Origin of the sequence: Pseudomonas sp. NPDC089547 (assembly GCF_050280665.1) — a bacterium.
Lineage (GTDB): Bacteria > Pseudomonadota > Gammaproteobacteria > Pseudomonadales > Pseudomonadaceae > Aquipseudomonas.
The window spans coordinates 245,863-266,436 of sequence record NZ_JBNNVS010000001.1 but is presented as its reverse complement, the minus strand read 5'-3'; the positions used below and the strand labels follow the sequence as shown (position 1 = coordinate 266,436).

The following is a 20,574-nucleotide window of genomic DNA, read 5'->3' as shown; positions in this document are numbered from 1 at the left end:
TTGCGTATACTGCAACCTATGTTCGCCCACACTGCTTTGCGCCAGCGTTGCGCCAAATGGCTTTTCGCAACCGGACTCTTTCTGCTGCTCGGTGCCTGCGTTGAAAAACCCAGCACCCTGGAGCGCGTGAAGGAGGATGGCGTGCTGCGCGTCATCACCCGCAACAGCCCGGCCACCTACTTCCAGGACCGTAACGGCGAAACCGGCTTCGAGTACGAGCTGGTCAAGCATTTCGCCGACGATCTCGGCGTGAAGCTGGAGATCGAGACCGCCGACAATCTCGACGAATTGTTCGACGACCTTGGCAAACCTTCCGGCCCCGTGCTTGCAGCCGCTGGCCTGGTCAGCAGCGAGCGGCGCGCGGCGCAGGCAAAATTCTCGCACCCTTACCTGGAAGTGACCCCACAGGTCATCTACCGCAACGGCCGCCCACGCCCGACCAACGCCAAGGGCCTGGTCGGCAAGAAAATCATGGTGCTCAAAGGCAGCAGCCATGCCGACCTTCTGGCCGAGCTGAAAAAGCAGAACCCTGGCCTGGAATATGAAGAGTCGGATGCCGTGGAAGTGGTCGACCTGCTGCGCATGGTCGACGAAGGCCAGATCGACCTGACCCTGGTCGACTCCAACGAGCTGTCGATGAACCAGGTGTACTTCCCCAACGTCCGCGTTGCCTTTGACGTGGGCGACACCCGCGACCAGCGCTGGGCAGTGGCAGCGGGCGAAGACAACAGCCTGCTTAACGAGATCAACGAATTTCTCGACAAGGCGCAGAAGAACGGCACTCTTCAGCGTCTGAAAGACCGTTATTACGGCCATGTCGACGTATTGGGCTATGTTGGGGCGTACACCTTCGCCCAACACCTGCAGCAGCGCCTGCCCAAGTACGAAAAGCACTTCAAGAGCTACGCCAAGGTCGAGCAGGTGGACTGGCGCCTGCTGGCCGCCATCGGCTATCAGGAGTCGATGTGGCAGCCGGAGGTCACCTCCAAGACCGGCGTGCGTGGCCTGATGATGCTGACCCAGCGCACCGCCCAGGCCATGGGTGTGTCCAACCGCCTGGACCCCAGGCAGAGCATCCAGGGTGGTGCCAAGTACTTCATGAAGATCAAGGCTGAACTGGACGACAGTATCCAGGAGCCGGATCGCACCTGGTTTGCCTTGGCGGCCTACAACGTAGGCAGCGGCCACCTGGAAGATGCCCGTACCCTGGCCAAGCGCGAGAAGCTCAACCCGAACAAGTGGCTGGACGTGAAGAAGATGCTGCCGCGCCTGTCGCAGAAGCAGTGGTATCGGCAGACCAAGTACGGCTATGCCCGTGGCGGTGAGCCGGTGCACTTCGTGGCCAACATCCGCCGCTACTACGACATCCTCACCTGGGTGACCCAGCCGCAGCTCGAAGGCCAGGTGGCCGAGGGCAACCTGCATGTACCTGGGGTGAACAAGGACAAGCCGGCAGACCAGTCACCGCCGATGTAGGCCTGTGCTGGCCTCTTCGCGGGCGCGCCCGCTCCCACAAGTACAGCACAGGTTCCACGAGCGGTGGTATTCCTGTGGGAGCGGGCGTGCCCGCGAAGAGGCCGCTACAGGTTAACCCTTGGCCCGGCGAGCCTTGAAGAAGTCACTCAGGATCTGCCCGCACTCCTCTGCCAGCACCCCGCCCTCCACCATCACCCGGTGGTTCAGGAAGCCTTGGCCAAAGAACTGCCCCTGGCTCTGCACAATCCCCGCCTTCGGCTCCAGGGCGCCATATACCACGCGCATCACCCGCGAATGCACGATCAGCCCCGCGCACATGCTGCACGGTTCCAGGGTCACGTACAGGGTGCTGCCCGGCAGCCGGTAATTGCTGGCTGATTTCGCTGCTGCGCGAATGGCCACCATCTCGGCATGCGCACTCGGGTCGCTGTCGATGATCGGCCGGTTGAAGCCCTGGCCAATCACCTGCCCATGCTGCACCAACACCGCCCCCACCGGCACCTCGCCCATGGTCGCGCCTTCGGCGGCCAAGGCCAGGGCCAGGCGCATGAATTCCTGATCGCGGCTGCGATCAATGATCTGCGGGCGCATCAGACCACCGCAATCGCGGCCATCAGGCCGGTTTCCATGTGGTCGATGACGTGGCAATGGAACATCCAGGTACCCGGGTTATCCGCCACCAGCGCCACCTGGGCGCGCTCGTTCTTGCCCAGCAGGTAGGTGTCGGTGAACCACGGCTCCTTGATGTCGTGGCGGTTGGAGCCGATCACCTTGAAACTCATGCCGTGCAGGTGGATCGGGTGCTGGTACTGGGTCATGTTCTTCAGCTCGAAGATGTAGCTTTTGCCCTTTTTCAGGGTGGCGATGGGGCGGTCGGCGCAGGTCTTGTCGGTGATGTCCCAGGCCTGACCGTTGATTTGCCACATGCTCGACGGTTTGTCCGGGTCAGTGGTGACAGAGACTTTGGCCGCCCACTCGAAGTTGAAGTTCAGCTTCTCGGCATTCTCCAGATCCGGCTCGGCGATCGGGTTAGGCGGCAGCGCCGGCGGCCAGTCACTCGGCGCGTCGTTGCTGGCCACCGAACGCAAGGTGCCCAGGCGCACGAAGCCGTCACGCAGGGAGATTTCCTCGCCCGCCTCGGGAATGCGGATTGCCAGGCAAATACGCATGCCGGGGCCCAGCCAGTACTCATCTTCCAATGGGCGTGGGGTCACCGGATTGCCGTCGAGGGCATAGATTTTCGCCTCGCAGTTGCCCTTGAGGTTGATGCGGTAGGTCCAGGTGTTGTCCAGGTTGAGCAAACGCACACGCACCACCTGGCCGGCCGGCAGTTCGGTAACCGAGTCGGCCTGGCCGTTGATGGTGATCAGGCGCCCGGCAGTGCCGTTGCGGGCAGCCTCGCGCGGGATGCTGAAAGGCAGCCAGGCGCCCTGCTCGTCCACGTGCCAGTTCTTCAGGCTAAGGGTGCGCTCATGCTCGAAGCCGGTCGGCTCACGCTCTTCGACGATCAGCGGCCCGACCAGGCCGCGCCCCAGTTCCTCGGAGCTGCTGACATGCGGGTGGTACCAGTAGCTGCCGGCGTCCGGTACGCGGAACTTGTAGTCGAAGTACTCGCCAGGCTTGACCGGCAGCTGCGACACATACGGTACGCCGTCCATTTCCAGCGGCAGGCGGATGCCGTGCCAATGGATGGTGGTTTCCACCGGCAGGTGGTTGATGAAGCGAACCCGCAGCCAGGTGCCCTGGCGCACGCGCAACTCGGTGCCCGGCGCCGAGGGGCCAAAGGCCCAGGCCTCGGTCTTGTAGCCCGGCACCAGCTCGACGTCCAGTGGCGCCGCGATCAGCTCGTAATCATGCCCGGCATTGTCATCTTCGACCTTGCCCAGCCAGTAACGCGCCGCGCCACCGGCGCCCAGGCCAACCACAACCAGGCCGGTAAGACCTTTGAGCATTTGTCGACGGGTGAAGGACATCGGTGCGGGTACCTCGTGTTCTGCGCAATCAAGCTGCCAGCAATGGCTGGCGATGAAGGGCGAATACGATACACCCGCAAATGGGAAAGATTAAGTGAAGTGTTGTCACGGCGTGCAAGCCCTGCGGATACATAACTACCGCCAACCGCACAGGTTGCTCGTTCAGGCTCGGCCGCTCGATAACAGCAAGGTAGCCCTCATGGCACAGCAGATACAGGTATCTGAAGCAGAACAACAACTGCGTGACCTGGCCCACCCACTGGTCAGCGCCTGCCCGGACATGCGGCAGATGGCGCGCGAAACGGCAATCGGCATTCTGAACAAACACGGTCATGGCCAACTGGATCCGGACCACGTCCACCTCAATCGTTTCATGACAGCACAAAGCAGCCCAAGAACGTTCAGCGGCTGGCAGCATCTTGATGCGCCGTACCAGTCCTTCACATTGCCCCAACTGGTGATGCACCGCTTCGACACGAATGACCAGAACAACAGTGACCTGCTCAGCTACCTCGCCGGCTTTTACACTGAAGGCCCAGGGGCTGAGGCGTATGACGAACACAACGAAGTGCCGCTCGCACCCAAGGATGTGCTGGAAGATTTCTGGGCCATCGACTTCAGCTACACATACCACCAGCATTTGAACGCGTTCTGGCATGAGCATGCAGATAACTTCCGCACGCTGATCAAAGTCAATTTCCTCGCCAAGGTGCTGGAAACATGCGCCGCGGATGCTGCCAGCGACCTGGCCCAATGCGCCCGCCAGGTGGCCCGGGCGATCACGGGTCATGACCTGGGCCGGCCCTCGCTCGAGCAACTGCGCGAAGAGCATCCTGCCACGGCTGGGTTTCGCGTATGCACGTTCGACATTGGTGGCCATGTGGCCAGCGACTTCTTGCGAATAGTCCTGCCAGATGGTCGGCAATTGCTTTACACCCCGGGGGAAGTCGATGCCCTCCACCTGTTCGCCGACCGCAAGACGCTTTACTGGTGGGTGCTGATTCACACCAACCAGCCCGACAACCGGGCGCGCTTCATGAGCCACTTCCCGCTGTCGTCCCGGGCTGAACTCAACGGTAACGCAGGGTTGAATCACATGATCGACCTGCTTTTCTACCATTGGGGAGGCGACGACCATAAATGCCTGAACCAACTGGACAGGACCCTTTCGGCAGATGCCTTCAGCCACCTGCGTGACGCCGCGCGCAAACGCATGACCGACGACGCCCACTTTGCCCTGCGCTCCAACAGCGACTTGCGCAAGCAACTGTGGATTGGCGACCTCAAAGCCTTTGGCAAGGTCTTTGGCCCACTTGCCGCACTGGATTGGCCCGTGGCCCTGGCGGCAGTCGGCGCAGGGCTGGCAGACATGGGGTTGAATATCGACCAGGCCATCAATGGCCATACCACCAGCGAACGCCAAGCCGGGGTTATCGGTGCTGTTTTCGCGGCAATCGATGTGCTGTTCAACGCCACATTGCTCGCCGGCGCAACAGGCCCTGGCGTCGATGAAGACCTGACTGGCATTTCACCCGAGGAGCCGCTCGCCGCCGAGGACGAGCAAGCCCTGGCCTCGCCCGCACAAATGGAAAACTGGATACCGACGCCTTTCAGGCCCACGCAGGATGCCGACCTGCTGGCAACCTTCGAGTCCAACGCCGTCCTGCACAGCCCCCCTGGCAGCGGCGACCTTGCAGGTATCCATGTACAAGACGGTAATTTCTACGCATTGATTGACGACCTGCCCTACCAGGTACGCTACGTCAGAGAAATGAAAAGCTGGGTCGTGATTGACCCCGAAAACCCATACTCCTTCTATCGCAACGTGCCCATCCGCATGGACGCCGCGGGTCAGTGGCAGCCAGTAAAACGCGCCGGCCTGGCGGGTGGGGCCCTGCCCCGCAAGCTGCTTGCGTTGTGGGGCAAAAATGCATCCGCAGCACCCGCAGCGCTTGCACCGACGCCCTACGAAATACCTGACGCACTGCGCTCCACGCTGAACCCCATCGCAGTGGCTCCCGGCCAGGAACGCTTGCTGAGCGGCATCATGATCACCATGGACCCGACTACGGACAACGCACTGGCCGAATTCAGGAAGCTGCGCGATTTGCTGGCGGACGACGCGCAACAGTACATGACGTCTGTGGAACTACCGGCAAGGCCCACCCTCCCGCAGCTGCCCCGTGAGGCCAGCCCGAAGCAGCTGATTCGCAGCGTTTATGAAAACAGCGATGGCCTGGTGATCGGCGAAGGCCATTCTCAACTGGGCAGCAAAGCCTTCCTGATCGACAATATGCCGCACCTGAAAAAAACCAAGGTCAAGGTCCTGTACCTGGAGCATTTCATGACCGACTTCCAACAAGCCGACCTCGACCTGTTCCATGCCAGCGGCGATATGCCTGCTGCGTTGAAAGACTACGTGAAGGCGCTGGACGATGGCTTTGGTATTGATCTTACCGGCCGCTACTCGTTCCTGAATGTATTGCGTGCTGCTCAAAAAGAAGGCATTCGTATCCAGTCGATCGATTGCATGGCCAGTTATCGCCAAGCCTGGGACAGGTCGCCTTCACCTGTGATCAGGCAGCAGATGATGAACTTCTATGCCCACGAGATCATCCAGGCCGATCAAGCAACGCGGGGGCAGGGCAAATGGGTCGCATTGATGGGCAATTCCCACTCCAACACGTTCGAGGGTGTTGTGGGGGTCAGTGAACTGCAAGGGGCAATCGGCTTGCGCGTCGAAGATGTTGCGGTTGGAAGCCTCGGCGGCGTCGAAGCCGACCCAGGGCGCACGGTGATCGACCAGGACGACCTGAGCGTGCGGAACCTCAAGGGTGACCTGCGCCTGCAAGTGCCCATCAGCACCAGCAAGGCGAGTGACGCCCCACTGGAAACCCTGCTGTGCAACAAAGGGGCGTTCACCTTCGACACGATAGATGGCCAACTCAAGCTGATTCACCGCAGCAATGATGGGCAACTGAAGTACACGCCCATCATTCAGGAAGGCTCCAGGCTCTACCTCGACAGACCGAACTGGCCTTGGATCAGCGGACGTCGATTGCACAACTTGCAGGAGATACGCTCAGCACTGGAGCACCGGGGCTTGAGCTATATGCGTCGATAAGCGCCAAAACAACAAGGGCGCCTTTCGGCGCCCCTGCGGCTCAACTCATTCCCACTCGATAGTGGCTGGCGGCTTGCTCGACACGTCGTAGGTAACGCGCGAGATGCCGTCGATTTCGTTGATGATACGGCCGCTGACGGTTTCCAGCAGCTCGTACGGCAGGTGTGCCCAGCGCGCGGTCATGAAGTCCACGGTCTCGACGGCACGCAGGGCCACGACCCAGGCGTAGCGACGGCCGTCGCCAACAACACCAACCGACTTGACCGGCTGGAACACCACGAACGCCTGGCTGGTCTTGTGGTACCAGTCGGCCTTGCGCAGTTCTTCGATGAAGATGTGGTCGGCACGACGCAGGATGTCGGCGTATTCCTTCTTCACCTCACCCAGGATGCGCACGCCCAGGCCCGGGCCCGGGAACGGGTGGCGGTAGACCATGTCGTACGGCAGGCCCAGTTCCAGGCCGATCTTGCGCACTTCGTCCTTGAACAGCTCACGCAGCGGCTCGACCAGCTTGAGGTTCATCTCTTCCGGCAGGCCACCAACGTTGTGGTGCGACTTGATCACGTGGGCTTTGCCGCTCTTGGCGCCAGCCGACTCGATCACGTCCGGGTAGATGGTGCCCTGGGCAAGGAACTGGATGTTGTCCAGCTTGCTGGCTTCGGCATCGAAGATGTCGATAAAGGTACGGCCGATGATCTTGCGCTTCTTCTCCGGGTCCGCTTCGCCTTCCAGGTTGTCGAGGAACTGCTTTTCAGCGTCGGCGCGGATAACCTTGACGCCCATGTTCTCTTTGAACATGGCCATCACCTGGTCGCCTTCGTGCAGGCGCAGCAGGCCGTTGTCGACGAATACGCAGGTCAGCTGGTCGCCGATGGCGCGGTGCAGCAGCGCAGCAACAACGGAGCTGTCGACGCCGCCGGACAGGCCCAGCAGGACGTTGGCCGAACCGACTTGCTCACGCACCTGGGCGATGGCGTCTTCGACGATGTTGGACGGGGTCCACAGGGCTTCACAGCCGCAGATGTCCTGCACGAAGCGGGACAGGATGCGACCGCCCTGCTTGGTGTGGGTCACTTCGGGGTGGAACTGCACGCCGTAGTAGCCGCGGCTGTCGTCGAACATGCCGGCGATCGGGCAGCTTGGGGTGCTGGCCAGTACGTGGAAGCTGCCCGGCATCTGGGTGACCTTGTCGCCGTGGCTCATCCACACGTCCAGGCCCAGTACGCCGTCGTCGTCTACGTGGTCTTCGATGCCGTCGAGCAGGCGGCTCTTGCCGACCACGTCTACACGGGCGTAACCGAACTCACGCAGGTCGGAACCTTCGACCTTGCCGCCCATCTGCTCGGCCATGGTCTGCATGCCGTAGCAAATGCCCAGTACCGGAACGTTCAGGTCGAACACGGCCTGCGGGGCGCGCGGGCTGTTGGCTTCGTGGACCGACTCGGGGCCGCCAGCGAGGATGATGCCGCGCGGGTTGAATTCGCGGATCGCTTCGTCGTCCATATCGAACGGGTGCAGTTCGCAGTACACGCCGATTTCGCGCACGCGGCGGGCGATCAGCTGGGTGTACTGGGAACCGAAATCGAGGATCAGGATGCGGTGAGCGTGAATGTCGAGGGCCATGACTCAATCTCGTCAGTGGAAATCGGAAACGACGCGGGGCTGTCGTGACAGCCCCGCATCCTTATATTGCTGGAAGCCTTAACCTACGCGGTAGTTAGGGGCTTCTTTGGTGATTTGCACGTCATGCACGTGGGACTCGGCCATGCCGGCACCGGTGATGCGTACAAATTCCGGCTTGGTGCGCATCTCTTCGATGGTTGCGCTGCCGGTGTAGCCCATGGACGAACGCAGGCCGCCCATCAGCTGGTGGATGATCGCGGCCAGGGCGCCCTTGTAAGGAACACGGCCTTCGATACCTTCCGGTACCAGCTTCTCGGCGCCGGCCGAGGAGTCCTGGAAGTAGCGGTCGGACGAGCCTTGCGCCTGAGCCATGGCACCCAGCGAGCCCATGCCGCGGTAGGCCTTGTAGGAACGGCCCTGGAACAGCTCGACTTCACCCGGGGCCTCTTCGGTACCGGCGAACATCGAACCCATCATCACGCAGGAAGCACCGGCAACAATGGCCTTGGACAGGTCACCGGAGAAGCGGATGCCGCCGTCGGCGATCAGTGGCACGCCAGTGCCTTCCAGTGCCGCGGCAACGTTGGCGATGGCGCTGATTTGCGGCACGCCGACACCGGCAACGATGCGGGTGGTGCAGATCGAGCCTGGGCCGATACCGACCTTGACGGCGTCCGCGCCGGCTTCGGCCAAGGCCTTGGCAGCAGCGCCAGTGGCGATGTTGCCGCCGATCACCTGCACTTGCGGGTAGGTTTCCTTCACCCAGCGAACGCGGTCGATAACGCCTTTGGAGTGACCGTGTGCGGTGTCGACAACCACCACGTCAACGCCAGCGGCAACCAGCGCGGCAACGCGCTCGCCGGTGTCCTTGCCGGTACCGACGGCAGCGCCAACGCGCAGGCGACCCTGGTCGTCCTTGCTCGCCAGCGGGTAGGCCTTGGCTTTTTCGATGTCCTTGACGGTCATCATGCCCTTGAGGTTGAACTTGTCGTCAACGATCAGGACTTTTTCCAGGCGGTGCTTGTGCAGCAGCTCGCGGACTTCGTTCTTGTCGGCGCCTTCGCGGACGGTGACCAGGCGCTCTTTCGGCGTCATCACGTCGCGGACCTTGGCGTCCAGACGGGTTTCGAAGCGCACGTCACGGGAGGTGACGATGCCGACCAGGTCGCCGTTCGCCAGTACCGGTACGCCGGAGATGTTGTTCAGGCGGGTCAGGTCGAACAGGTCGCGCACGGTGGCGTCGGCGTCGATGGTGATCGGGTCCTTGACCACGCCAGCCTCGAACTTCTTGACCTTGCGCACTTCGCCGGCCTGCTGTTCGATGGTCATGTTCTTGTGGATGATGCCGATACCGCCTTCCTGGGCCATGGCAATGGCCAGACGCGCTTCGGTCACGGTATCCATGGCGGCGGAAACCAGCGGAATGTTCAGCTCGATGCCACGAGTCAAACGGGTCTTGAGACTGACTTCATTGGGCAGTACCTCGGAGTAGCCAGGTACAAGGAGGATATCGTCGAAGGTCAGGGCTTCTTGGCTGATACGCAGCATCGCGGGGGCTCCCGGGCGGGAAAAATGGAAGCGCGCCATTATACTCATGCACGGCGCGCCGCTCAATGCAAAATAAGGGCCTTCGGTCAGCCTTGTGGCAGTTTTACCTGCACCACGGCCACCGGCTGGTCGAGCCAGTCGGCGAAGCTGTCGAGAAAGGCCTGGGTAAACCCGGCCTCGCCCCAGTTGTTGAAGATGAACCCCAGGTTGGAAAAGGCACATGACTGCAGAAAAATGAAGCCATTGATGTCATCTTCATGGCCACACAGCGGGCAGGTGAAGTTGTCGCTCACTGCCGGGGTCCACTCTTCAAGGCTTTCGAACAGCGGCTCGCCCACTTCGCGGCGGCACTCCGGGCAGCCGGCTTCCTCGAGGAACCCCTCGGTCGGGGTATAGATGCAACGCTTGAGCATCACTTCCAGGCCATTGACCTGCTCGCCAAACGGCAGCTTTTCAGGATGCAGGGCTACCTTGCGCGCGCCCGCCGCCAGGGCATGGCCCATGCGGTTGCCAGTGCGCCCGCAGGTAGTCAGTTGCTCTTCGACGACCTTCTCGCGCACCAGCCAGCGCAGGATGGCGCGGGCACGGGCTTCGTGCACCTCGACGGTGGACAGCTTGGGGACGATGATGCTCTGGGTATTCATGAACGAAGCGGGCCTGCAGACTGCGGTAATCCTGCAATTCTACAGCTCAGCCGCTCAGGTAGCGACCGATCAGCGCCAGGCCGCTGGCCAGTACCAGCCAGGTGACCAGGCGTACAAAGGCTTCGCGGGACAACCGGTGGGTCAGCCGGCGCCCGACCCAGAGGCCGATGAACATCACCGGCAGCAGGCAGGCAGCGAGTAGCAGCAGACGCTGGTCGGCATAAACGCCAGCGACCAGGAACAGCGACAGGCGCACAACCGTACTACAGCTGATCAGCGCGCTCTGGGTGGCGCGCACTTGTTCCTTTGCGTCCAGCCGGGCGCTCAGGTACAGGGCGTACAGAAAGCCGCCACTGCCGAACAAAGCGCCGAACAGCCCACCTACGGTGCCCATCGGCACGGCCCAGAAGCCGGACAGGTGCGCCGGCCGCACTTTCACCGCCAGGCCATACAGCGCATAGGCCGTGACGAACAGGCCCATCAACAGCAATAACAAATCGGACTTCAACTGCAACAGGAACACCACGCCCAATGTGCAGCCAATGGCCATGAACGGCAACAGCCGCAGCAACTCGCCGCGCACCACATCGCGGCGCGAAGGCAGCAGGTTGCCCAAGGCCGCGACGAAGTCGAGCAGCACCAGCAGCGGAATGATCCGCGACAACGGCATGAAGTGGATCAGCACCGGGCCGGCCACCAGCGCGGTACCGAAACCGGCGATACCAAAGACGATGTAGGCGACCCCGACGCCGAGCAGGATGGGCAGCCATTCAAGGCCGGTAAAAGACAGTTCGGTGAGCATGGCAGCAATTCCACGGAAGACAGGCAAAGGTTAGCCACCTGCAAGCCATGCCGACTAATATGCCTTTATCGCCACAGCTATCTCGAAAAGGCATGACATGACGTCAATCCGCCAGTTGCGTTACTTCGTGGAAATCGCCGAGTGCGGCAGCTTCAGCGGCGCCGCCGAACGGCTATACATCGCCCAGTCGGCGCTGAGCCGGCAGATAAAGGAGCTGGAGCAGCAACTGGGCACGCCACTGTTTGAACGCACCGCGCGCCTGCCACGCCTGACACTGGCCGGCCAGGCCTTTCTTGAACGGGCGCGGCGACTGCTGGCCGACCTGGCACAGGCCGAGCGGGTTACCCGCGACATTGGGCAAGGGCTGGAAGGCAGCCTGCGCCTGAACCATTCCAGTACCGTGCCGCTGACCGGCACGCTACTGGCTCGCCTGGGCAGCTACCTGAAAGACAACCCAGGGGTTTCGCTGGAGATCGCCCAGCAGTCGTCGGAAGTGCAGCTGGAGGATATTGCGGCTGGGCGGCTGGATATCGGCCTGCTGCGTTTGCCGGTTTTGCGCCAACATGAGGGCGTGGTGCTGCATGAACTGTTCAGCGAGCTGCTGCTGCTGGCGGTTGCCGCTGGGCATCCGCTGGCTGACGCGGCGCAGGTGAAGCTTGAGCAGTTGCGTGAAGAGCGCTTTATCTCCATTCCACACCGGGACCGCGGCGGGTTGAGTTACCTGTCAGCCTCGTTGTGCATGGAGGCGGGGTTTTTCCCGCAGGCGGCGCAAGTGCTGTCACGCAAGACTACGCAGTTGCAGCTGATTCAAGCGGGGTTCGGGGTGGCGCTGTTGCCGGCATGCATGCGTGAGATTGCGCCGGCTTCGGTCAGCTTCGTGGCGCTGGAGGGGGGCTGTGAGAGTACCGTGGCGCTGGCTTGTCGGCGGGATGCGGGGCAGATGGTGCGCCAGTTCGTGGCTGCGATGAAAGATTGAGGCGAGAGCACGGCCCCTGTAGGAGCGGCCTTGTGTCGCGATGGGCTGCGCAGCAGCCCCAGGTTCTCAGCTTCGCAGCATGAATTGCCGGGGCTGCTGCGCAGCCCATCGCGACACAAGGCCGCTCCTACAACGACCGCGATATGCCTGAAGCAGGGACGAGGCTGACTACAGGGGCCGATGTCCTTTATGATGCCCGCCATGATCAAAGACCCCTTCGAACGACTCGGCCTGGACCGTGAGGTCCTTACCGTCAGCCAACTCAACGGCCGCGCCCGGGTGCTGCTGGAAGACGTGTTCCGCAGCGTGTGGGTGGAAGGCGAAATCTCCAACCTCGCCCGCCCGGCGTCCGGCCACATGTACTTCACCCTCAAGGACAGCGGCGCCCAAGTGCGCTGTGCGCTGTTCCGGCAGAACGCCACGCGGGTGCGCCAGGCCCTGCGTGATGGCCTGGCGGTGCGGGTGCGTGGCAAGGTTTCGCTGTTTGAAGGGCGTGGCGACTACCAGCTGATTCTCGACACCGTCGAACCGGCGGGTGACGGCGCACTGCGTCTGGCCTTCGAGGCTTTGAAGGAAAAGCTCAGTGCCGAGGGGCTGTTCAGCACTGAACGCAAAAAGCCGCTACCGGCTCACCCACAACGGATCGGCATCATCACCTCGCCTACCGGCGCCGTGATCCGCGACATCATCAGCGTGTTCGGCCGACGTGCCCCGCAGGTGGAACTGAATCTGATCCCCACGGCGGTGCAGGGGCGCGAAGCCATCGCGCAGATCGTGCGCGCGATTCGCCTGGCCGACAGCCTTGGTTTCGATGCGCTGATCCTGGCCCGCGGGGGTGGTTCGCTGGAGGACCTGTGGTGCTTCAACGAAGAAGCCGTGGCGCGTGCCATAGCCGCTTGTGTCACGCCTATCGTCAGCGCCGTGGGCCATGAAACCGATGTGTCGATCAGCGACTTCGTGGCCGATGTACGCGCCCCCACACCATCTGCCGCCGCCGAATTGCTGGCCCCTGACAACAGCGGCTTGCAGCAACGACTGGACGGCCTGCAACGGCGCCTGCTGCTGCGCATGCAGAACCGCCTGACCCACGACCGGCTGCGCCTGGAGTCACTGACCCGGCGCCTGCGCCACCCAGGCGAACGCCTGCGCCAGCAGGCCCAGCGCCTGGACGATCTGGACATGCGCCTGCGCCGGGCGTTCATGCTCGGCCTCAGCCAGCGCCGCGAGCGCCTGGCCCGCATGGACACGCGCCTGGCCGCACAGCACCCGGGGCGCAACCTGAAACTGCTGAGCCAGCGCCTGGACAGCCTGGCCGAGCGCCTGCCACGGGCCATGCGCGAAGTGCTCAAAGACCGTCGCCAACGCTTCCAGGCCCAGCTGCAAACCTTGCAAGTGGTCAGCCCGCTGGCCACCCTCGCCCGTGGCTACAGCATCCTGCTGGACGAGCAAGGCCAGGCCATCCGCAGCGCCGAGCAAACCCGCAACGGCCAGCGCCTGACTGCGCGCCTGAACGAAGGCGAACTGCGGGTGCGGGTCGAAGACAACCACCTGACCCCGGTCACCCTCTCACTACTGGACTGACACATGCCCCGCCTGCTCGCGCCCCTGTTTGCCCTCTCCCTCTTGCTGCTCGCCGGTGGCGCCCAGGCCAGTTACATCACCCGCGCACTGAACAAACCGGTGCCTGGCGGCGTGGCCGTGGTCGACCTGGGCCCGGCTGCCAGCGCGCCCAGCGCCCGGTTCGACGGCAAGCCGGTGCTGGTGGTAAAGGAGCAGGACACCTGGCTGGCCATCGTTGGCATCCCGCTGACGCAAAAGCCCGGCACTGCCGTGCTGAATCAAGGCGGCCGCACACTGCCCTTCAGCGTGGGGAGCAAGAAGTACCCGGAACAGCGCATCACGCTGAAGAACACCCGCCAGGTCAACCCGAACCCCGCCGACCTCAAGCGTATCGACCGTGAACTGGCCGAGCAGATCAAGGCCTACCGCAGCTTCAGCCCTGCCCTGCCGAGCAACCTGATCCTCGACAAGCCGGTCAACGGCCCGCTATCGAGCAAGTTTGGCGTTCGCCGCTTCTTCAATGGCGAAGAACGCAACCCGCATGCCGGCCTGGACTTCGCGGTGCCCGCGGGCACGCCGATCAAGACCCCGGCCAATGGCAAGGTGATTCTGGTGGGGGATTACTTCTTCAATGGCCGCACCGTGTTTGTCGACCATGGGCAGGGGTTCATCAGCATGTTCTGCCACATGTCGAAGATCGATGTGCAGGTGGGGCAGCAGCTGCGCCGGGGCGAGGTGGTCGGGCGCGTTGGCTCGACCGGGCGGGCTACCGGGCCGCACATGCACTGGAATGTCAGCCTGAATGATGCGCGGGTGGATCCGGCGATATTCATTGGTGCGTTCCAGCCCTGAGATTTGTAGTGCTTGTGCCGGCCTCTTCGCGGGTGAACCCGCTCCCACAGGTACAGCGTGACCCTGTGGGAGCGGGTTCACCCGCGAAGAGGCCAGCACTGCCATCATCAAGGTCACGGTGTTGCGCCATCGAAAAATACTACGCAAAAATAAATAAGCTATCGGAAAATACTAGCCATAAAATCTCGCAAACATGCTTTTTTTAAGCATTCCTCTCAATTTTCCCCGAACGCTTGCCATCCCCCATCTCACTGGTTAAGTTTGAAGGCATGAAAACCTTCAGCACCCTCATCCTGCTCCGACAACATCGCAGCCTCTGCCTGGTCAGCGCCCGACTACCAGGCTGAATCGCGTCGCCTCGCCTCTTCATCTCGTTATCGCTCGGCAGGCCCGATCTCGGCCGCACACAAAAGGATTGCTTCCATGACCATGCTCAAAGACCCTTCGAAGAAATACCGCGCCTTCCCGACCATCGACCTGCCTGACCGTACCTGGCCGTCGAAAACCATCACCGCCGCGCCTATCTGGTGCAGCTCTGACCTGCGTGATGGCAACCAGTCGCTGATCGAGCCGATGGATTCGGAGAAGAAGCTGCGCTTCTGGAAGACTCTGGTGCAGGTGGGCGTGAAGGAAATCGAAGCCTCGTTCCCGTCTGCCTCGCAGACCGACTTCGACTTCGTGCGCACCCTCATTCAAGACGGCCATATCCCGGACGACACCACCATCCAGGTGCTCACCCAGGCCCGTGAAGACCTGATCGCCCGCACTTTCGAATCGCTGCGCGGTGCCAAGAAAGCCATCGTGCACTTGTACAATGCCACCAGCCCGTCGTTCCGCCGCATTGTCTTCAATCAGGACAAGCAAGGCGTGAAGGATATCGCGGTGAACGCGGCCAAGCTGTTCGTCAAGTACGCCGCCCAGCAGCCGGAAACCCACTGGACCTTCCAGTACTCGCCAGAAACCTTCAGCGCCACCGAAATGGAGTTCGCCAAGGAAGTCTGCGACGCGGTCATCGAGGTGTGGAACCCGACGCCTGAGCACAAGATCATCCTCAACCTGCCGGCCACCGTGGAAGTGTCCACGCCGAACATCTACGCCGACCAGATCGAATGGTTCTGCCGCAACGTCAGCCGTCGCGACAGCGTGATTATCAGCTTGCACTGCCATAACGACCGTGGCACCGGCATTGCTGCCACCGAACTGGGCCTGATGGCCGGTGCCGACCGCGCCGAAGGCTGCCTGTTCGGCAATGGCGAGCGTACCGGTAACGTCGACCTGGTGACCCTGGCACTGAACCTCTACACCCAGGGCATCGACCCGCTGCTGGACTTCTCCGACATCGATGGCGTGCGCAAGGTAGTCGAAGAGTGCAACCAGTTGCCGGTGCACCCACGTCATCCGTATGTGGGCGACCTGGTCCACACCGCGTTTTCCGGCTCGCACCAGGACGCCATCCGCAAGGGCTTCGCCAAGCAGCAGGAAGGCGAACTGTGGGAGGTGCCGTACCTGCCGATCGACCCGGCCGACATCGGTCGCAGCTACGAGGCGGTGATCCGCGTCAACAGCCAGTCGGGCAAAGGCGGTATTACCTACCTGCTCGAACAGGAATACGGCATCAGCCTGCCACGCCGCATGCAGATCGAGTTCAGCCAGGTGGTACAGGGTGAAACCGACCGCCTTGGCCTGGAAATGACCGCCCAGCAGATCTACAGCCTGCTGCACAAGGAATACCTCCAGGCCAACGCACCGTATGCACTGGTCAGCCACCGCCTGCAGGAAGAAAACGGCCACAGCGCCGTGGAAGTGGAAGTGGCGGGCGAAGGTGAAACCACCCTGCACTGGCGCGGCAAGGGCAACGGTGCCCTGGAAGCCCTGGTAGCCGGCCTGCCGATTTCGGTTGAAATCATGGACTACAACGAGCACGCCATTGGTGCTGGTACCAATGCCAAGGCTGCGGCCTACATTGAACTGCGCGTAGCCGGCGGCCGCCCGGTGCATGGTGTAGGCATTGATGAAAACATCACCACGGCCAGCTTCAAGGCACTGTTCAGTGCACTGAACCGCTCGCTGAGCCAGCAGGAAGCCAAGGCGGCCTGACAGGTTCCACCCACAAAAAAACCGCATCTGGGATGCGGTTTTTTTGTGCCCGAATTTAGTAGCGATTGCCGGGCGTATGGTATGCGCCGTAATTGAATATCCATCGGCCACTATTTCCAGGGAAATCATGGCCTTTCATCAATGTTGCCTCTTGAATTTCCTCCCACCCGAGCGGCTTCACCGAGTTTTCAGCCGCGACAGTGATGATCGAACTGGTCGCAATCGAGGTCAGGATGCACAGGTCCTCCCTGTCCTCTCTGCCTGCCTTGGAGTAGGTTTTGGTTTTTGCGTATTTGAAGAAGTCTGCGAAGTTTCCGGCACCCGTTACACAATGTGCATAGACTATGTGCATCTGATAGAAGTTAAAGATGCCCGGCCCTTCCATCTCAACTTTTTGGGTGCGCGAACTCGAGTTACTGATGCCCTCGGTCGTAGTGGATGTCAGCTTCCCCCCCACCACACTCCCCAGAAAGCCTGCTCCCAGGGTGATCTCGGTTTCCAGAGAAGAGGAAAACGAGCGGCTATAACCTTCCACCGTTGCCACTTCTTCGGTGTGCGTTACGCTACTGGGGACCCGCGCCATACCCACATACTCCAGATACGCCAGTATCGGTGTAGAGTAAGTACCCCAGTTCTGGTTGACGAGATACATGTCACCATACACCGTGTCACCAAACAGCCAGCACCCAGGATTAACCTTGCCGTCAAAACCATACAGATACGTTTCTATTTCATAAGCCCCGCGCTTATGAGGAAAATCGCCAATCGTCCTGATCATTTCTTTATCGATGAAGCTCATGCGGCGCCCCTCCGTTACACTCAAGATTGAAGCGCCATCGTAATTGTCACCCCCCGGTTCAATAATCGGGAAAGGCTTCATGCACCTGCTGCCCGTTCACACAAAAAACGCCCATAAAAAAAGGGGCGCCGACCAAGCGCCCCTCAGCCGTTGCAGCACACAACAAATTCAGTTGGCGTCCAGCAGCGCCATCGCCTCTGCACTGCACGCCTCGATCCGCGCCCAGTCGCCGTTCTTGATCCAGCTGCTGTCGAGCATCCAGGTGCCGCCTACGCACATCACATTGGGCAATGCCATGTAGTTACGCACGTTGGCCGGGTTCACGCCGCCGGTTGGGCAAAAGCGAATATCGCCGAACGGGCCGCCAAAGGCCTTGATTGCCGCCACGCCGCCGCTGATTTCGGCAGGGAACAGCTTGAAGCGGCGATAGCCCAGGGCGTAACCCATCATGATTTCGGACGGCGTGCTGATGCCTGGCAGCAGCGGTATTTCGCTGTCGACCCCGGCTTCGAGAATGTCCTGGGTGATGCCCGGGGTAACGACAAACTGCGCACCGGCCGCCTCGACCGCAGCGAACATGCTGCGATCCAGCACGGTGCCTGCCCCTACGCACAATTCCGGGCGCTGCTCACGCAGTACCTGGATCGCTTTGAGACCATGCTGCGAACGCAGGGTCACTTCCAGGGTACGGATACCGCCTGCGGCCAAGGCATCAGCCAGCGGCAGGATGTCTTCCTCACGAGCGATGGTGATTACCGGCAGGATGCGCGCCTTTTCGCAGATGGCGTCGATCCGGGCGGCCTTGTCGGCCATCGAGAGCTTGGGCTGTGGGCGTTCGAGGGTGGTCATGACAGTGGATCCTTGGCTCATGGGCACCAGTAGATGTCCAGGGGGTCGTGAAGAAAAGCGCGAATCGGCATTTCAGTAAGGTCGTTGCCAGCCAGCGCGGCGCGCAGGGTAGCGAGTTTGCCCGGCCCTTGCACGGACAGCGCGGTAAAGGCAGCGCTGGCCAGCAGCGAGCGGGTCATGGACAGGCGTTGGTGGGGCACGCTCGGCGCCAGCAACGGCAGGCAGCGACGTTGGCTGGCCAGGTCCAGGCCGGCTTCCAGGTTGGGGCTGGCCGGGAACAGCGAAGCGGTATGGCCGTCGTCGCCCATGCCCAGCACCAGCACGTCGATGGGCGGCAACCCGGCCAAGGCTTGCTCGGCCTTCAGCGCAGCTGCATCAAGGTTCTCTGCCTGTTGGTAAAGCCCAACGAAACGGGCCTTGGCGGCCGCCCCCTTCAGCAAGTGACGGGCCAACAGCCCAGCGTTGCTGTCGGCGTGCTCCACCGGTACCCAGCGTTCATCCGCCAAGCTGACGGTGACCTTGCTCCAGTCCAAGGTTTCGCTGGCCAGCTTCTCCAGGAACGGCACCGGGCTGCGGCCACCGGACAACACCACGCAAGCCTGGCCCTTGGCAGCAATAGCTGCATGCAGCCGTTCGGCCACGTCATGGGCCAGGGTTTCAGCCAGCGCCTTGGCGTTCGCCAGGTCGTGAACCTTCACGGTTGCTGGCAGCGTCAGTTCAGATATCCCCATACCACGCCCTCCCATCGCGTGTGATCAATGCAATCGAGCTCATTGGCCCCCAGGAGCCCGCCGCGTAAGGCTTGGGCGCATCGCCCGCGTTACGCCAGCCGGCGATCAACTGGTCGCACCATTTCCATGCATATTCGATTTCGTCCTTGCGCACGAACAGGTTCTGGTTGCCGCGCATCACCTCGAGCAACAGCCGCTCGTAGGCATCCGGAATACGTGCGCTGCGCCAGGTGTCGGAAAAATTCAGTTGCAAGGGGCCACTGCGCAGCTGCATGCCCTTGTCCAGGCCCTGCTCCTTGGTCATCACCCGTAAAGAAATGCCTTCGTCCGGTTGCAGGCGGATGATCAGCTTGTTACCGATCTGCAAACGCTGTTCCGGGGCAAAGATGTAGTGTGGCGTTTCCTTGAAGTGGATGACGATCTGCGACAGCTTTTGCGGCATGCGCTTGCCGGTACGCAGGTAGAACGGCACACCCGACCAGCGCCAGTTGCGAATGTCGGCGCGCAGGGCGACGAACGTTTCGGTGTCGCTCTGGGCGTTGGCGTTGTCTTCCTCCAGGTAGCCGGGCACCGGCTTGCCTTCGCTGTAGCCGGCAATGTACTGGCCACGCACCACTCGGGTGCTCAACCCGTCGCCTGTGATCGGTGCCAGGGCCTTGAGCACCTTCACCTTCTCGTCACGAATGGCATCGGCAGACAGCTCGCTGGGCGGGTCCATGGCGATCAGGCACAGCAGCTGCAGCAGGTGGTTCTGGATCATGTCACGCAGCTGGCCGGCTTTGTCGAAATAGCCCCAACGGCCTTCGATACCAACCTTTTCGGCGACGGTGATCTCTACGTGGGAGATGGAATTCTGGTTCCACTGGGTTTCGAACAGGCTGTTGGCGAAGCGCAGGGCAATCAGGTTCTGCACCGTCTCTTTGCCCAGGTAGTGGTCGATGCGGTAGACCCGGCCCTCGGGGAAGAACCGTGCCACGGCATCATTGACCCGGCGCGACGACTCCAGGTCGTGGCCAATGGGCTTTTCCAGTACAACCCGGGTGCGTGCAGCCAGCCCCGCCTTGTCGAGGTTTTCGCAGATGGCCCCGTATACCGCCGCCGCCGTGGCGAAGTAGGCGATCAGCGGCTGCTCGCCCGGCAGTTGCTCGGCCAGTGCCTGGTAACCCTCGGGCTGGAGAAAATCCAGGTGCTGGTAGCCTAGCCGGGCCATGAAACGGCCCAATGCGGCAGGCTCGATATCGGCCTCGGGTACATGCCGGCGCAAATGGGCTTCGATGCTGTTCAGGTGCTCCTGCGCGCTACCCGGCTCGCGGGCCAGCGCCAGCAGGCGGCTGTCCGGGTGCAGCAGGTTGGCACGGTCGAGCTGATAGAGCGCAGGAAACAGCTTGCGCAATGCCAGGTCGCCAAGGGCGCCAAACAGGGCAAAGGTGCAAGGTTCGACACTGATCGCAGCCATGATGTAGGTTCTTTCCTAAAGTTGGTCTAGGAATACCGCTTTCACATACGGTTTTCAAGGGATA

The 20,574-nt window shown here is 61.9% G+C and carries 16 protein-coding genes; 6 read left to right on the top strand and 10 right to left on the bottom strand.

The genetic code is table 11. The annotated features are described in order from the left end of the window. Positions 1-18: 18 nt before the first annotated feature. Positions 19-1,476 carry a membrane-bound lytic murein transglycosylase MltF gene (gene mltF, locus ACQKPZ_RS01140; protein WP_427535168.1) on the top strand — a complete coding sequence of 486 codons (1,458 nt, stop codon included), beginning with the start codon at positions 19-21 and terminating at the stop codon, positions 1,474-1,476. 111 nt (positions 1,477-1,587) lie between these two features. Here mltF and tadA read toward each other — a convergent pair whose 3' ends face one another. Together tadA and ACQKPZ_RS01130 are read right to left on the bottom strand one after the other, a co-directional pair. After that, on the bottom strand, positions 1,588-2,067 hold the full coding sequence (gene tadA, locus ACQKPZ_RS01135) for a tRNA adenosine(34) deaminase TadA (RefSeq protein WP_391124792.1): 480 nt from the start codon (positions 2,065-2,067) through the stop codon (positions 1,588-1,590). Continuing rightward, entirely contained in the window at positions 2,067-3,449 is a 1,383-nt protein-coding gene (locus tag ACQKPZ_RS01130; protein WP_427535039.1) for a multicopper oxidase family protein, read from the bottom strand. Before ACQKPZ_RS01130 ends, tadA begins: the two co-directional genes overlap by 1 nt. A 199-nt stretch (positions 3,450-3,648) precedes the next feature. On the opposite strand from ACQKPZ_RS01130, the gene ACQKPZ_RS01125 reads away from it, so the two are divergent. Beyond that, positions 3,649-6,573, top strand: a complete 2,925-nt coding sequence (locus ACQKPZ_RS01125; RefSeq protein ID WP_427535037.1) for a membrane-targeted effector domain-containing toxin — start codon at positions 3,649-3,651, stop codon at positions 6,571-6,573. A 45-nt stretch (positions 6,574-6,618) separates the two neighbouring features. On the opposite strand, the gene guaA is transcribed toward ACQKPZ_RS01125, so the two are convergent. The 4 genes from guaA to ACQKPZ_RS01105 form a co-directional block, all read right to left on the bottom strand. Beyond that, positions 6,619-8,196: a glutamine-hydrolyzing GMP synthase gene (gene guaA / locus ACQKPZ_RS01120; RefSeq protein ID WP_427535035.1), complete on the bottom strand. Its 1,578-nt coding sequence runs from the start codon at positions 8,194-8,196 to the stop codon at positions 6,619-6,621. A gap of 78 nt (positions 8,197-8,274) precedes the next feature. Next, a complete protein-coding gene (guaB, locus tag ACQKPZ_RS01115) occupies positions 8,275-9,744 on the bottom strand; it encodes an IMP dehydrogenase (RefSeq protein ID WP_016713074.1) in 1,470 nt (489 codons plus the stop codon). A gap of 86 nt (positions 9,745-9,830) precedes the next feature. Continuing rightward, positions 9,831-10,388: a sugar ABC transporter ATPase gene (locus ACQKPZ_RS01110; protein ID WP_427535034.1), complete on the bottom strand. Its 558-nt coding sequence runs from the start codon at positions 10,386-10,388 to the stop codon at positions 9,831-9,833. A 46-nt stretch (positions 10,389-10,434) separates the two neighbouring features. Continuing rightward, complete coding sequence (locus tag ACQKPZ_RS01105) at positions 10,435-11,190, bottom strand: sulfite exporter TauE/SafE family protein (RefSeq protein WP_427535032.1); 756 nt, start codon at positions 11,188-11,190, stop codon at positions 10,435-10,437. A gap of 97 nt (positions 11,191-11,287) precedes the next feature. Between ACQKPZ_RS01105 and ACQKPZ_RS01100 the strand changes: the two genes are divergently transcribed. From ACQKPZ_RS01100 to leuA, 4 genes are all read left to right on the top strand, one after another. Next, complete coding sequence (locus ACQKPZ_RS01100) at positions 11,288-12,166, top strand: LysR family transcriptional regulator (RefSeq protein WP_427535030.1); 879 nt, start codon at positions 11,288-11,290, stop codon at positions 12,164-12,166. Positions 12,167-12,367: 201 nt separating this feature from the next. Continuing rightward, a complete protein-coding gene (gene xseA, locus ACQKPZ_RS01095; protein ID WP_427535028.1) occupies positions 12,368-13,747 on the top strand; it encodes an exodeoxyribonuclease VII large subunit in 1,380 nt (459 codons plus the stop codon). A 3-nt stretch (positions 13,748-13,750) separates the two neighbouring features. Beyond that, positions 13,751-14,578, top strand: a complete 828-nt coding sequence (locus tag ACQKPZ_RS01090; protein WP_427535027.1) for a peptidoglycan DD-metalloendopeptidase family protein — start codon at positions 13,751-13,753, stop codon at positions 14,576-14,578. Positions 14,579-15,001: 423 nt separating this feature from the next. Continuing rightward, positions 15,002-16,675: a 2-isopropylmalate synthase gene (leuA, locus tag ACQKPZ_RS01085; protein WP_198752585.1), complete on the top strand. Its 1,674-nt coding sequence runs from the start codon at positions 15,002-15,004 to the stop codon at positions 16,673-16,675. A gap of 55 nt (positions 16,676-16,730) precedes the next feature. On the opposite strand, the gene ACQKPZ_RS01080 is transcribed toward leuA, so the two are convergent. The 4 genes from ACQKPZ_RS01080 to zwf all read right to left on the bottom strand — a co-directional run bounded on the left by ACQKPZ_RS01080 (position 16,731) and on the right by zwf (position 20,510). Beyond that, the gene (locus ACQKPZ_RS01080) at positions 16,731-17,474 is read right to left on the bottom strand and encodes a monalysin family beta-barrel pore-forming toxin (protein WP_427535025.1); all 744 of its coding nucleotides are present in this window, start codon (positions 17,472-17,474) and stop codon (positions 16,731-16,733) included. A 168-nt stretch (positions 17,475-17,642) separates the two neighbouring features. Then, positions 17,643-18,323 (bottom strand): bifunctional 4-hydroxy-2-oxoglutarate aldolase/2-dehydro-3-deoxy-phosphogluconate aldolase, encoded by a 681-nt coding sequence (locus ACQKPZ_RS01075; protein ID WP_049275724.1) that lies wholly within the window; start codon positions 18,321-18,323, stop codon positions 17,643-17,645. A gap of 17 nt (positions 18,324-18,340) precedes the next feature. After that, on the bottom strand, positions 18,341-19,054 hold the full coding sequence (pgl, locus tag ACQKPZ_RS01070; protein WP_427535023.1) for a 6-phosphogluconolactonase: 714 nt from the start codon (positions 19,052-19,054) through the stop codon (positions 18,341-18,343). Then, the gene (gene zwf / locus ACQKPZ_RS01065; RefSeq protein WP_391124761.1) at positions 19,041-20,510 is read right to left on the bottom strand and encodes a glucose-6-phosphate dehydrogenase; all 1,470 of its coding nucleotides are present in this window, start codon (positions 20,508-20,510) and stop codon (positions 19,041-19,043) included. The genes pgl and zwf overlap by 14 nt, the downstream gene beginning before the upstream one ends. Positions 20,511-20,574: the final 64 nt, after the last annotated feature.